Source organism: Pedobacter sp. UYP30 (assembly GCF_040547165.1).
Lineage (GTDB): Bacteria > Bacteroidota > Bacteroidia > Sphingobacteriales > Sphingobacteriaceae > Pedobacter.
In genome coordinates this window covers 106957-121804 of the sequence record NZ_JBEPPD010000001.1, presented here as the reverse complement: position 1 = coordinate 121804, position 14848 = coordinate 106957, and the positions used below count along the sequence as shown (strand labels likewise).

The following is a 14848-nucleotide window of genomic DNA, read 5'->3' as shown; positions in this document are numbered from 1 at the left end:
TTAATTATAATTTATAATACATTGAAAGTCTATAACTATAGAGATTTATCTAAATTAGAAGTTTACAATATTTGTTCTAGGCAAATAGAAGACGACGACGAAATTAAAAACCGCGTAAAAGAGATTATTGCGCAAGTAAAATTGCAAGGCGACAATGCCATTTTTAACTACGCAAAGCAATTTGATAAGGTAATTTTAGAAAAACTATTTTTAGATAAAGATGAACTCTCTGCCATCGCTGCTGCCATTCCAGAAGAAGCAAAGACAGCTATCAACGTCGCGTTTTCTAACATTAAAAAATTCCATCAAGCGCAGCTTAATAAAGAAGAGAAAGTAGAAACAATGAGCGGCGTGGTTTGCTGGCGAGAAACTAGGGCCATCGAAAAAGCGGGGCTATATGTTCCAGGTGGTTCTGCTGTATTGCCAAGCACTTTTTTGATGTTGGCCACTCCTGCAATTATAGCTGGCTGCAAAGAAATTGTGGTTTGTTCTCCTCCACAAAAAGACGGCAAAACAAATTGCTACCTCGCCTATTGCGCACAACTGTTGGGAATTGATAAGATTTATTTAATTGGTGGCGCACAAGCTATAGCGGCAATGGCCTACGGCACTGAAACAGTACCAAGAGTTTACAAAATTTTTGGACCGGGCAACAAGTACGTCACCATGGCAAAAATGATGCTTCAAAAAAGAGTTGCCATCGATATGCCAGCAGGCCCATCAGAAGTTTTGGTAGTTGCAGATGAAACGGCAAATCCGGCATTTTTAGCTGCAGATTTGCTCGCGCAAGCAGAACATGGAGCTGATAGCCAAAGTGTTTTGGTGGCTACCTCAACTAAAATAATAGAACAAACAATAACACAAATTGCAAAGCAACTGGCAAAGCTTAGCAGAAAGGAGGTTGCAGAAAAGGCCATTAACAACAGTTTTGCTGTCTTGGTTTCTAATTTTGCTGAAGCAATGGAATTTTCTAATGAATATGCTCCAGAGCACTTAATATTAGCGACCGAGCACCATCAATTAATTGTGCCAAACATTGTAAATGCTGGATCTGTTTTTCTTGGAAATTTTACGCCAGAGAGCGTTGGAGATTATGCCTCGGGCACCAATCATACCTTACCTACAAGTGGCTTTGCTAAAGCGTATTCTGGCGTGTCAATTGATGCTTTCGTTAAGAAGATTACTTTTCAAGAATTAAGCGAAATTGGGTTAAAGAATATAGCCAAAACCGTAGAAACGCTGGCGCTTGCCGAGGGACTAGATGGCCATAAAAATGCAGTAACGATAAGATTGCAACAAAATTCAATTTAGAATTATACAAATATTAATCATTTTTAGAATGATCAACATAGAAGACTTAGTTAGAGAAAACATTAAGAACTTAAAACCTTACTCTACTGCGCGAGACGAGTTTAAAGGAAATGCCTCTATTTTTTTAGACGCAAACGAAAATAGCTACGGTTCTCCCCTGCCGGCAAATTACAACCGTTATCCGGATCCATTACAAAAAGACTTGAAGACGGAAATAAGCAAAATTAAAGGTGTACCTGCAGAACATATTTTTTTAGGAAACGGAAGTGACGAAGCTATTGATTTGCTGTTTAGAGCATTTTGCAATCCGGGCGTAGATAATGCAATCATCGTTCCGCCTACGTATGGCATGTACGAGGTATCTGCGAATATAAACGACATAGCAGTTAAAAAAGTAAACTTGTTGCCCGATTTCCAGTTAGATTTGGAAAAAATTGCAGAATCGATTGATAAAAACACCAAACTGATTTTTATATGCTCGCCTAACAATCCAACAGGTAATTCTATCAGGCGAGAGGACATTGAAACGGTGTTGGCAAATTTCAATGGCATTGTGGTTATAGACGAAGCCTACATCAACTATGCGAAGCAAAAAACTTTTATTCAAGAGCTTACAGAGTATACAAACTTGGTGGTGTTGCAGACTTTTTCAAAAGCCTGGGGCTTAGCTGCACTTCGCCTGGGTATGGCCTTTTCATCAAAGCCGATTGTTCAAATTTTAAACAAAATTAAGCCGCCATATAACATTAACCAAGCCACACAAGACCTTGCTTTCGAAGCGCTTAAAAACATAGAACAGGTAAATAAATGGATTAGAGAAACCGTTGAAGAACGAGGCAGGTTAAGCGTTGAATTGGCGGCATTATCGATGGTTAAAAAGGTTTATCCTAGCGATGCGAATTTTATTTTAATCGATGTGGAAGACGCTGCCGTAACTTATCAGGAATTGGTTGAACAAGGTATTATTGTGCGCGATAGATCGAAAGTAACCCTGTGCGAAGGCTGTTTGAGGGTTACTGTGGGCACGAAAGAAGAAAACGATAGGCTTATTAAAGTATTAACCCCCCAACTCCCTAAAGGGGGAGTAAAAATATAAGGAGCAAATTATGAAAGAAGTTGGAAAAAGCCCCTTTAGCAATTTAGGGTTGAACGAAATAAAAGAAAAATCACCCTCAGCGGATTTGGGGGTTAAAGTATTGTTTATAGATAGAGATGGCACTTTGAATATAGAACCCGAAGACGAACAGGTAGATAGTTTCGAAAAACTTACCTTCTACCCAAAAGCGTTATTCTACCTCTCTAAAATTGCTACCGAATTAGATTTTAGGTTGGTGATGGTTACCAATCAAGATGGCTTGGGAACACCTTCAAACCCAGAGGAAAAATTCTGGCCAATCCATAATTTTATGCTAAAAACTTTTGAGGGAGAGGGTGTTCGTTTTGATGAAGTAATTATTGATAAGACCTTTGCAAAAGACAATGCACTAACACGTAAACCCGGAACAGCACTTCTTACAAAATATTTTAGTGAGCCCTATAATTTAGCTAATTCTTTTGTAATTGGAGATCGCTTAAACGATATGGTACTTGCTAAAAACCTAAACTGCAAAGGTATTTTTATCCGCAATAACGATGCACTTGGTGCAAATGAGAACTTGGCAAAGAGAGAGACTTTAGACGACATTATCTCGCTAGAAACCACGGAATGGAAGGACATTTATATGTTTCTAACAGCTGGGAGCAGAAAAATTAGTCACCAACGGAACACCAGTGAAACTAAAATCTCCATTAATTTAGATCTTGACGGAACGGGAAATGCCGATATACATACCGGATTAAACTTTTTTGACCACATGCTAGATCAAATAGCTAGGCACGGCAGTATAGACATGAAAGTATTGGCCGATGGAGATCTGCACATAGACGAGCACCACACCATAGAAGATACTGGAATTGCCCTGGGAGAAGCTTTTGCAAAAGCGCTTGGCAACAAGTTGGGAATTGAACGTTACGGGTTTTGCTTGCCTATGGACGACTGTTTGGCACAAGTAGCCATAGATTTTGGTGGCAGAAACTGGTTGGTTTGGGATGCTGACTTCAATAGAGAAAAAGTTGGCGATATGCCAACAGAAATGTTTTACCACTTCTTTAAATCCTTTAGCGATGCAGCAAAATGCAATTTAAATATTAAGGCAGAGGGAAGCAACGAACACCATAAAATTGAATCAATTTTTAAAGCTTTTGCAAAATCCATTAAAATGGCCATTAAAAGAGACGCCGAAAAGATGGTTTTACCGAGTACGAAGGGGATGCTATAACCACCCAACCCCCTGAAGGAGGAGCGAAAAGTCGGATGGCAATCGCGAGCTGGCAATAAAAAGATAACAATTAATATAACATTGGCTATACAGAGTGATAAAAGTCTATAAAACGTGGTTCATCTTTCGGACGCCACAAAAGTAAAACTTATGACGCAAAAAGATACTAACGAAAAATTTCCTATGCATGAGCCAGAGTTTATTCCCCCTTCAGGGGGTCAGGGAGTTGGAATAGTAAATTATGGTGCTGGAAATATTTTTTCGCTTACCTCAGCGCTAGAAAGGCTAGGTATTTCTTATGGAATGATCAACACAACGCCCGATTTCGACTTGTATACGCACATTATCATACCCGGAGTTGGCCATGCAGGCGCGGCTATGGAAAAATTAGTCAACAGTGGATTGGCTGATGCAATAAAAAATCTAAAAAAACCTGTATTGGGCATTTGCGTGGGCATGCAGTTGTTAACATCGCACAGCGAAGAGGGCAATGCAGAACTCTTAAACATTGTTGAATTGAACACTAAAAAGTTCGATAAGGCTTTAGATATTAAAATCCCGCACATGGGATGGAACGGAATAAACTTTGGCAACTCGGTTTTATTTAAGGGTTTGCAGAATGGCGAGCAATTTTATTTCGTACATTCTTATTTTATAGAATATAACCCTATTTTTGACATTGCTTCGGCAGATTACGGTGTGAAATTTTCTGCAGCCATACAAAAAGACAATTATTTTGGCGTGCAATTTCATCCCGAAAAATCTGGCAAGGCCGGAGAACAGGTACTAAAAAACTTTTCTAATTTAACTTTTTAACATGTACATTATACCCGCAATAGATATTCTAGACGGAAAAGTAGTTCGCTTACGCGAAGGAGATTACGCACAGAAAACAGAGTACAACATTTCTTTGGCAGAAATGATAGCTAAATATCAATCCAATGGAACCGATTTTATCCACATTATTGATTTAAACGGTGCTAAAGGAGATTTTAGCAATCAGCAATCGCTTTTCGAAATCATCAAAAAAACTGAAATGAAGGTGCAATATGGTGGTGGAATACGCACCATAGAGCAAGTAAACCACTTGTTAGATGCTGGCATACACCGCGTTATCGTTGGCACACAGGCCATAACCAATCCAGATTTTCTGAGAGAATTAAGCATGGCATTTGCTAAAAAAGACGACTATGCAAATAGAATTGTTATTGCAATAGACGTGCTAGATGAAGTAATCAAATATTCTGGATGGATGGAAAGCTCGCCCATTAAGTTAATGGATTACGTAGACAAGTGCCTTAATTTAGGCTTTTTTAGGTTTTTATGTACCGACATAAATAAAGACGGAAAGCTTGAAGGCGCTGCAATAGATTTGTACAAAAAATTACTGGAACATTCTCCTTTTATCAAACTCATCGCCTCTGGCGGAGTAAGTTCTATGGACGACATTAAAGCCTTGGCGAAATTTGACATTAGAAGTGTAGTGGTAGGAAAAGCCATTTATGAAGATAGAATTTCTATAGAAGAAATTAAGGAATGGAATTTAAAGGCGCTTTCATCAATCTAAATTTAAATCCGTCATTGCGAGGCATGAAGCAATCTTAAACGTTTGCTAGGCACTTTAGAGATTGCTTAGTGCCTCGCAATGACGAAACCATACAAAATGCTTAGTAAACGAATTATTCCCTGCCTCGATGTAAAAGACGGCAGAACGGTTAAGGGTGTAAATTTTGTAAATTTGCAAGATGCTGGAGACCCGGTAGAACTTGCCGCAAAATATGGCGAACAAGGTGCTGATGAATTGGTTTTTTTAGACATTACCGCCACAAATGAGCGAAGAAAAACGATGATTGAGATGGTTAAATCAGTGGCTAGGCAACTAAATATTCCATTTACCATTGGCGGCGGCATTACAGAAATTGCCGATGCAGAAGCTTTGTTAAACGCTGGTGCAGATAAAATTAGCATCAATTCTGCAGCTGTACGAAACCCTAAATTAATTGAAACCTTGGCCAAAGCGTTTGGTGTACAGTTTGTAGTTTTGGCTGTAGACACCAAGTATGTTGATGGTAAAAATAAGGTTCATTTGAATGGAGGAAGATTGATTACAGAACTTGACACGGAAAAATGGATAAAACAAGCTGAAGATTTGGGTGCAGGCGAGATTTTGTTAACCTCTATGGACCACGATGGAACAAAAAATGGATTTGATTGTGGTTTGCTTGCAACCATAAACAAGAGCATAAGCATTCCCATCATCGCTTCTGGCGGCGCAGGAAACATGCAGCATTTTATCGATGTTTTTAAAGATGCAAATGTCGATGCAGCCTTGGCAGCTTCAGTTTTTCATTATGGCGAGATATTAATTCCAGATTTGAAAAGAGAATTGAGAAAGAACGGAATTCCTGTAAGAAACCCCTAAATCCCCTAAAGGGGACTGTTCCCCTCGATTTGGAAAAACATAAAGGCAATAAAATGATTGAACTTTAAATGCCTAAAAGGGACTTTTTTTCTCAGTTTGGAAAAACATAAAGGCAATAAATGAATTAACTTTAAATCTTCTAAAAAGGCACTTTTGTTCTCAGTTTGAAAAAGCATAATGGCAATAAATGGCTAAACTTTAAATCTCCTAAAGGAGACTTTGATTACATAGGTAAAAATAGCAAACGATGAATAAAGCGAGAATATTTCCAAAAATACATTTGGCCTCGCAATGACGAAAACACAAATATATGAACATAGATATTTCTTCACTGGATTGGGATAAAACCGATGGGTTGCTTCCTACAGTTATCCAAGACCATAAAACTTTAGAAGTTTTAATGCTTGGCTATATGAACCGCGAAGCGTTAGAGCAGACCCAAACGGAGCAAAAAGTTACCTTTTTTTCGCGCTCCAAAAACCGTCTTTGGACCAAGGGTGAAACCAGTGGGAACTTCTTACATGTTAAAGAAATTTTTAACGACTGCGATAACGACACCATTTTAATTAAGGTGCAAGCTGATGGCCCGACTTGCCATACCGGTAGCCGAAGCTGCTTTAAGACAGATTTTAATCAGAATTTTATTTTTGAGCTTGAGAATATCATTACTGATAGGTATGAAAATCCGGTTGAAGGTTCTTACATCAACAAAATGCGTAAAAAGGGCATAAATAAAATTGCCCAAAAAGTTGGCGAAGAAGGTGTAGAAACTGTTATCGCTGCGCTTGCAGAATCGAGAGAAGAATTAGTTGGCGAAGCTGCAGACCTCGTTTTTCATTTGTTGTTTTTGCTAAAAGAGAAAGGTTTGTCTTTAAAAGATGTTTCTGAAAAACTGATTGATAGACATAATTAGGGTTTAGGGTTTAGGGTTTAGGGTTTAGGGTTTAGGGTTTAGGGTAAAATTAAAAATTTCAGAAATGATAAAATATATATCTTATTTTAATCTTTTTATCGGAATTATATTACTTGCGCTAAGTAATAACAACAAAAACTCCTTAGATTTTTTATCAATTTTACCTGTAATCTTGTTTAACTGGATTACGTTGTTCCATCTGCTGAAGAACAATCTAAAATTTAAAAAATGGCACTTGTACCTCGGTTATACCTGCATTTTTCTCAGCATTTTATCAATAATAGTAAATGTAATATTGCTTGTACACATGCTTTTACACGGAGATAAGGCTGTAAACCTCAACTTTTATTCAATTCTAACACGAGCATTTTTTGACCTGTTGGTAGTTTTCCAGGTAGTAATTGCAATAAGGCTAAATAAACGGTTAAGCCAAGCATTGGCAGAAAGTTAATCATCATTCATCATGTTAAAACATTTAAAAACACTTTCAGGTCATCAAAATCCAGTATATGCTCTGGCAAATTCTGATAAAGAGGGCATTTTCTTTAGCGCTGGAAATGACAAGGGAGTGGTAGAATGGAGCGCTAAAAAAATGGCCTTTGTGATGGTAAAACTGCCAGTACAAAGTTCGGTTTATACCTTGCATAATTACAACAATCGCTTGTATATCGGCGAACGCAGCGGAATGCTGACGGTTTATGATTTTTTAGAACAAAAAATTGTAGCGCAAACTCAAGCACACACAAAACCAATTTTCGATATTATTTCGATAAAGAGCAAAGATGAACTGTTAACCACTGGCGAAGACGGCACGGTAGCAGTTTGGTCGCTTAAAGATTTAGAAGAATTGTATAGATTTCAAATTTCTACTTCTATGGTAAGAACGATGGCTGTCTCGCCAGATGAAAGTGAGATTGCGTTTGGAAGTAAAGATCACGCAATCTACGTCTATAACCTTGCAGATTATAGCTTTAAGCAAAGCTTGCAAATACATTCAGGGCCGGTCACCTCCTTAGCTTATCATCCCAATGGAAAATATTTAATCTCGGGCGGGCGAGATGCAAAGCTCAACGTTTTTAATCTGCCTGAATATCAACTGAGAGAAACAATTACCGCACACATGTTTGGCGTGTACAGCATTATCTTCCACCCTAGTTTGCCCTATTTCGCAACCTGCAGTCAAGATAAAAGTATAAAATTATGGGATGCGGAAGATTTTAAATTGTATAAAATTTTAAGCTTAGAAAAATCGGGAATGGGCCACTCCCACTCTATTAATAAAATTATGTGGAGCAATGACGGGAAATATTTAATTTCTACCGGAGATGATAGGCAAGTAATGGTTTGGGAAATGGAGGGTTAGGTTATTTTTTTCTTTTCATTTTTAATTCTTCGACATCAGCTAAATCAATTTTTCTTCCACTCTTTTCCTTATTGCGAATTAATTCATCAAGCCCAATATAGTCAACAATTAAATCAGGTTCAATCTCAATTTGTAATTTTTCTTTATAAGCCTCCTCAAATAATACTCCATCAATACTTGTTAAAATATCTATTCTAAGTGGCGGATAACCGATTTGGTTGATTAAATTGGACCGTAAAAAATCTTCTTTAGTAAACCCCAATGAGGCAAAGCCGAAATCGTTAATTACAGAAACCATACTGGATGCATTATGGTCAGAAATATTTATCCAGACATCCAAATCTCCAGTAAACCGCGGTTTACCGTGAAAAGCCATGGCATAGCCGCCAACAATAAGATAACTTACCTTGTAGCTGATTAGCAATTTTAAAAAATCTTCAAAATCGGTCGAGAGCGTCATTTGTTAAGATCTATTTTATTAAATTTTGTTTTATCCATCCGCTGTCCGGGCTTCAGGATTTGATTTACTAAAAAAGTAACAGCGGCAACTCTTTCTTTCGGGGATTTTGTTAACCAATATTCTAAATCTCCTAAACCTTGGTCGTATTGATCCATCGTGACCCTATTGGCCACCATCGCTATTTTCCTAACTTTAGGTTTCATAACTCAAATATACTTAAAAATGGTCTAAAAACTCTCGAATCATCCACTTAAAAAAGCATTAAACCCTAATTTATTCCAACCTTTTTCATCTCTTCCCTACCATAAAAAACAGGAAAATACATCATTTCTGCTTTTGCAGGATTTAACACGTATAACCCTGAATATCTGGTCATTAAATCAATATTAAAAACATATTTTCCTTGTTTCAATTTCTCACAAAATATCGAAGTTTTATTTTTAAAATATTCTCTATGAGTCTCTATACCCCAAAACTGTTGCGTTTTATTTTCGTAACTACACCCGGCAGGAATCGGTATTTCAATCATTACGTAATCTGCATCGGCACGAACATCTACCTCTACTTTTAAAGTAGTTAATGTTCCTGCTTTAAGTTTGGCTGTCGTAGTTCCGTTTTGAATGAAAGAAGTATTTACCGAAAAATCTTTACTTACCTTCTTTGGTTTTGGGTTTTGAAATTGTTGATACGCGGTAAAATAAATTGGCATGTTGCCTTTTTTATCTAACTTAATTTCTGAGGTGTTTTCCAAGACTTTATCGTAAGGAAAAGCTGTAATCACCTCACTATTCAAATTTAGAGTTGCCGGTTCTGCCTTCGTGTTCGCTGCTAACATTTCGGGTAAAATGGCTTCTAAAATCGATGAAGATTCAAAAGTATTCCGCCATTGTCCATCTTTACGTTGCTCTAAAAAGTACAAGGTAATTTTCTCTAATTCCTTTTGATAACCACCAGCATTTTTTAAAATACGGTACGCCAATAAAGTGTTCTGAATGCTGTTATCCCAAAAACGCTCACTTTCTTCACCCCAATAACTATTGCCAAACATGGTATGCTTTCTAATAGCAAGTAATGAATCTATATTTAATTTGATACCTGCAACCTGTTTAAGTTCCATCATCTCCAATTGTTCAAAAAGAGCTGGTTTAACTTTTGTCTTCCTCTTTTCAGAGGCTAATATCCAGTCTTTTACATAATATTTATCATTTAATAAATGCAGGAGCTTGATGGTTTGGATTTGATTGTAATTGTTGGGCTGATCTACCAATTTACCTACCAAATAAGTATATAAAACCTGCTTATTCAAATCAATTTTATAGCCGCTTTTTTCGGCTTGCAACAATGCCTCCACAACATGCAAGCTGATCCATATTTGTTCGTCGCCATTTTGCCACCATGCCCAAGTGCCCTGTGGTTTTCTATTATGTTGCAATTTTTTAACCACAAAAGCGATGTCTTTCTCGTGGTTAAAAGGTTGATTCAAATACTTCCTAATCTGCTTTTCTAACAACAACGATTTTAATTTAGAAGCCAACTGTTCGTTGCACAAATACTCATAATTGCGCAACTTTGTCATTTCATCTAACAAGGTTGGAAATATGGATGATTCTGCCCTAACGGTAACTTTGCCCAGGTTTTTATCGAAACTATAAGTGATTGATGTATCGCCAATCATGGCAGAAAAATAGCCTTTAGTTTCTTTTATACCTTGTTCAAAAACTGGTATTTTTCTTATTTCACCATCAAAATATCCGTTCTCCTGTTGTAAAGTATATTTAAAGTTTAGGCTATCTTGCCCTGTCACATCAATGGAAACCGTATCTATGTGAGAATTTTTAAACTTGATGTCCGAGTTTCGCAGTTCCGTTCCGTTATACGTAAATGTTCTATTAACGCTTTCCTCAAAGGGTGTGTAATTCATCAACTTACCAATAACGTTAATCTTATCTCCATCTACTGCAAACAATGGCGAAACAAAATTGGCGCTAAGCGATTTGAATGACTTTATTAAAGTTTCTGTAAAGCCACCCTGCTTTCTGCCATTCATGGCAATTACTCGGGTTTTCCAACTTGTAATGTCATCAGGAAATTTGACAGAAAACTTCGCAGCCCCGGTTTCGTCTGTAATTAGTTTTGGTTGCCAGAAACCTTCATCAGAGAAATTGGTTCTCATAGTTTGTTGTTGCGAAACTAATTCTCCAGTTGAATTTACAGCAACATTTCCTTTTTTTGTTTTTACGATGATTACACCCTTTGCTCCTGTTGCACCATAAATCGCTGTTGCATCGGCTGGGCTTAAAACATTAATCTCAACAATATCATCGGGCGATAAGGTATTTATATCTCCTGTATAGGGAATTCCATCAACGATTATCAATGGCTTTTCTCCGCTAGGCAAAGAACCCATTCCCCTAATTTTAAGCACTGATGTAGATATATTTACGCCCGCAACTCGTCCTTGCAAACTACTAAGTGTTGTTACTGATGCTGTTAGACTTTGTTTTCTCATAGAACTATACCCAACTACAACTACCTCATTAAGAGATAAATCATCTTCCTCTAGTGCTATATCACCCACATTTCCGTCTAAAATTTTTACGTTTTTTAGTTTGAAACCTATATAAGCAATCAATAGCTCTCCAAATTCTGGCACATTCAAACTAAATACTCCTTGCGAATTTGTAACTACACTTTTGCTTAGTCCAACAATTTTTACTGTGACGCCTTGCAAAGGCAGTTTACTTTTCTGATCGATTATTCTGCCAGTCATTATATTTTTTAAACCGCTAACATCGAAATTCTGTTGATTAAATTTCTCCAGGACGGAAAGATCAATAGGTTCTAACCGACCATAATAACCATCTTTTTTAACAGATTTTATGTAATCGTCTAGCTTTAAGCTAAGTTCATCAGCAGGCTGAATTTTAAAGCTATCCCATTTATAATAATTAATGCCTTTGGCTAAAATATTAACACTCTTGGCAGTAAAATATCTATTGTCTTTAAGCAAAAACCTAATGAAATATTCACCTTTATCGAAAACCAACCTTTGCGTGTTATTTCCTGGATAGATTTGCAGAAAACTTGGGTCGTTAGGCTTATAAACAATAATATTTTTTATGTAAGGCAAAGAATTGCTAAAGGCGGTATCAATTTTAAATTCTAACTGACCAGTAGTATTAGCATTATGTGGACTTGAGTTTGTGAACAATTCTGTACTGTAACTTCTTAAATTCAAATAATTTGTCCAAATACTGTCTATTTCTCCTTTTTTTAAAAGATTCTGTGTAAAATCTAAGTTGGTAGTATTTGACCCTGTCTTTAAATCTGCATCGAACGCGTAATTGCTTTTATACGATTTTTGTTTAATTAAGCCAGGCGTAAAAGTGTAGGTATAACCGGGCTCTTTTGTAAATTCTTGTTTAAAATCGCCACTTTTAAAATTTAGATAATTTTCCTTTATTGGCCCAATAATTAAGTCTTTGTTGTTGAGCACATTTGGTGGAGGATTTAGCAACAACTTATCATCTCCAGTACTAATTAAAGTTTTCTCGCCGTTAAAATTATCGGTAACCTTAAACATGTAGTTATTTATAAGTTCGGCCTCATACACCGAAAGCTTGCTTGGCTCTACTACTACTGCTGCTTTATCATTTTTAACATCAACCAAAATGCTGATGATTGCTTTTTTTCCCTTCTCGAAATGATAATTTTGGAGCGTAATCATATAATTTTGCGTTCTCAACCTGAGCGAATGCAAACCAGGTTTTATACCAAAAGCATAGCGTTGTAATTGATTTGCTTGATTAAAAAACACCGGCACATCATCTATGTAAAGTATCTGTACTGGCTCTATTTCTCCATTTGAAACAGCAAACGGAGCCACCTGCGTGATGGTATCGTTCGAGTCTTCTAATATGGAGTAGACTGAATTTGGGTGGGTAAACTTATAATATTCTATGGTATCTAAACCTACAGCCTTGCCCCACTTTAACCAATTTAGCCTACTGCTAGAATTTACATTGATGTAATCTGTTTCAATTTTAACCTTTTGTTTTCTTGCGTAAAACCCCTTCGTAAAACTAGGAATGTAAGGGGTATAATTATTCTTAAATTTCGAGGTAAAGGCATAGGCCGTTAAATCTGTTTGCCCAACAGGCTTATTGTTAACATCGGTTACTTTTACAAGCATATTTACTTTTTGGCCAGGATAAACTACCTCTGGTGCAATAAGCTTAACATTTAAAATATTAGGAGCATAAAATGTGCTAATTTCTTCAACCTTCTCTTCTTCATCCCAAAAATAATTAATACGTATATGGGCTGCCTTATTACCCGAATGCCTAAAAATGGTATCTAACGTTTTGGTGTATCCTTTAAAGAAAACTCTATTGCCGGAGAAAACAGTGTACCAAAAAGGAACTTTATTTTCGTTATTTACCTGCACATGCAGTGAATCTTTGCTTTGATTTGAAACAATGAAAAGGTTAGGCTTAAAATTAGCAAGGTAAATACCCTCTTTAAAACCTTGCATGGTTTTTACCTCATAATATGCTGCGCGATAATCGGTTTTTAAAGTTGTAGGCAGAAAGACCACTTGAGAATCAATCAAGACACTTTCTTTTGAATACCACGAAACACTAGCTTGCTGTTTTTCAGATTTATCATTTACCCGATAATCTATAAGCAAGCTATCCTTTTTCAAGGAGCCAATAATCTGCTTTAAAAAACCTTTATCCTCGTTATATTTAAACCTTAAATATTTGCTTTCGGCCCTACTTTCATTGTTACTGTTTAAAAACTTTAGATCTAAAGTAAAATTTAAATCTGCTTTTGGGAATATGCTATCGGGTAAAATCAGCTTGGTTTCTCCAATCGGCTCTAAATTGATGTTTTTCGTCCACAGTGTATCTGGCACAAAAACTTTGTCTTTATAAAACGCAGCTACATGTTTAGTTAGCGCAGTAATTTCTACCCTACCATCTGGTACGGCTAATTCGTTCTCATCTGTAGCTTTAAAAAAAACAGCAATTGGATCGCCGATTTGATGTAGTTCCTTATCGGTTCTAACGGCAAAATTTAGTGCTTTCAGCTCATAGTCTTCATAGGTAAACGCACCAGAAATCATGGATAAATCTGTATTCTTATCTACCAAACTAACAGAATAGCTACGATCTAATCTTAAGTTTAAACTATCAGCCAACACAAAGCTGTATTCATATCCGCCGTCTTTATAGGGCTTTAAATTGGTTAATGTTTTAGGTTTGTTATTGATAAAAATATTTACCAAAGCCTCTTTATCAAAAATTAACTTGCCATTTTTTTTGAGTATATATGCTTTAAACTTCACGGTATCTAAGGGCTTGTATTTTGGTTTGCTAAAAACCATATAGCCAGTGTACTTCGATTTTCGGTTGCGGTTTTTGTTTTGAAACAAAGTTTTAACAGGCTGCCAAAGATATTTTACAGGAAAAGAATAAACTATTTTTTTAAAGACCGGCCAATCTTGTCGGTAGTTATAACGTTGATCTTCTAAGTCAAACTTAAATAGACTAATTAGTCCTTGATAACTTACTTTAATAACTTCTTCTTTTTTTGGATAGGAAGAACTATACAGTTTTGCTTGGGAATCGAAATGAATTTCCTTGTTTTTTCCAATTTCTACTTTCGCGTCTTGAATTAAATTTCCCTTTGAATCTGTAATGTAAAATTGAAAATCTTTTAGATTGTTAACGAATTGAATGTCTACATTTTGAACACTTTTTAAGGTGTGATACAACTTGTTCCTACCAACATAAACATACAAATAATGCCCAAAACCAAGTTCCTTTCTATAACCTTTAGAGGTGTAAAAACTATCTATTACGGTGTGATAATAGCTATCTCCAATGTCTGCTTTTGTACTTGCAGAAACATCAAAAGCTTCTTGATCCGTGAGTTTATAAATGTAGGTGTAAAGGCTTGATTGCCTGCTGCGAGATAATCTTTTTTGTGCTAAACTTTGAGAAAAAACAAATAGGCAAGCAATAAGGCTGAGAGGTAACTTCATATAAACGATTAG

General features: G+C 36.4%; 12 protein-coding genes. 9 read left to right on the top strand and 3 right to left on the bottom strand.

The genetic code is table 11. The features are described from left to right. Window positions 1-21 precede the first annotated feature (21 nt). The 9 genes from hisD (at window position 22) to ABIB40_RS00565 (ending at window position 8327) form a co-directional block, all read left to right on the top strand. Window positions 22-1311 (top strand): histidinol dehydrogenase, encoded by a 1290-nt coding sequence (gene hisD, locus ABIB40_RS00605; protein ID WP_354354897.1) that lies wholly within the window; start codon window positions 22-24, stop codon window positions 1309-1311. 28 nt (window positions 1312-1339) lie between these two features. Then, window positions 1340-2407, top strand: coding sequence for a histidinol-phosphate transaminase (gene hisC / locus ABIB40_RS00600; RefSeq protein ID WP_354354895.1), 1068 nt, complete (start codon window positions 1340-1342; stop codon window positions 2405-2407). Window positions 2408-2417: 10 nt separating this feature from the next. Continuing rightward, entirely contained in the window at window positions 2418-3629 is a 1212-nt protein-coding gene (hisB, locus tag ABIB40_RS00595; protein WP_354354893.1) for a bifunctional histidinol-phosphatase/imidazoleglycerol-phosphate dehydratase HisB, read from the top strand. 183 nt (window positions 3630-3812) lie between these two features. Then, the gene (gene hisH, locus ABIB40_RS00590) at window positions 3813-4445 is read left to right on the top strand and encodes an imidazole glycerol phosphate synthase subunit HisH (RefSeq protein WP_354355498.1); all 633 of its coding nucleotides are present in this window, start codon (window positions 3813-3815) and stop codon (window positions 4443-4445) included. Window position 4446: 1 nt separating this feature from the next. Beyond that, window positions 4447-5196, top strand: a complete 750-nt coding sequence (hisA, locus tag ABIB40_RS00585) for a 1-(5-phosphoribosyl)-5-[(5-phosphoribosylamino)methylideneamino]imidazole-4-carboxamide isomerase (RefSeq protein WP_354354891.1) — start codon at window positions 4447-4449, stop codon at window positions 5194-5196. Window positions 5197-5292: 96 nt separating this feature from the next. Beyond that, window positions 5293-6051, top strand: coding sequence for an imidazole glycerol phosphate synthase subunit HisF (gene hisF, locus ABIB40_RS00580; protein ID WP_354355496.1), 759 nt, complete (start codon window positions 5293-5295; stop codon window positions 6049-6051). 310 nt (window positions 6052-6361) lie between these two features. Continuing rightward, window positions 6362-6964: a bifunctional phosphoribosyl-AMP cyclohydrolase/phosphoribosyl-ATP diphosphatase HisIE gene (gene hisIE / locus ABIB40_RS00575; protein ID WP_354354889.1), complete on the top strand. Its 603-nt coding sequence runs from the start codon at window positions 6362-6364 to the stop codon at window positions 6962-6964. Between the two features lie 64 nt (window positions 6965-7028). Then, window positions 7029-7415 carry a hypothetical protein gene (locus tag ABIB40_RS00570; protein WP_354354887.1) on the top strand — a complete coding sequence of 129 codons (387 nt, stop codon included), beginning with the start codon at window positions 7029-7031 and terminating at the stop codon, window positions 7413-7415. 12 nt (window positions 7416-7427) lie between these two features. Next, window positions 7428-8327, top strand: coding sequence for a WD40 repeat domain-containing protein (locus tag ABIB40_RS00565; RefSeq protein WP_354354885.1), 900 nt, complete (start codon window positions 7428-7430; stop codon window positions 8325-8327). 1 nt (window position 8328) lies between these two features. Here ABIB40_RS00565 and ABIB40_RS00560 read toward each other — a convergent pair whose 3' ends face one another. The 3 genes from ABIB40_RS00560 to ABIB40_RS00550 form a co-directional block, all read right to left on the bottom strand. Next, window positions 8329-8751 carry a hypothetical protein gene (locus ABIB40_RS00560; RefSeq protein ID WP_354354883.1) on the bottom strand — a complete coding sequence of 141 codons (423 nt, stop codon included), beginning with the start codon at window positions 8749-8751 and terminating at the stop codon, window positions 8329-8331. A 32-nt stretch (window positions 8752-8783) separates the two neighbouring features. Then, the gene (locus ABIB40_RS00555; protein WP_354354881.1) at window positions 8784-8990 is read right to left on the bottom strand and encodes a hypothetical protein; all 207 of its coding nucleotides are present in this window, start codon (window positions 8988-8990) and stop codon (window positions 8784-8786) included. Between the two features lie 65 nt (window positions 8991-9055). Further along, window positions 9056-14836 carry a carboxypeptidase-like regulatory domain-containing protein gene (locus tag ABIB40_RS00550; RefSeq protein ID WP_354354879.1) on the bottom strand — a complete coding sequence of 1927 codons (5781 nt, stop codon included), beginning with the start codon at window positions 14834-14836 and terminating at the stop codon, window positions 9056-9058. Window positions 14837-14848 lie beyond the last annotated feature (12 nt).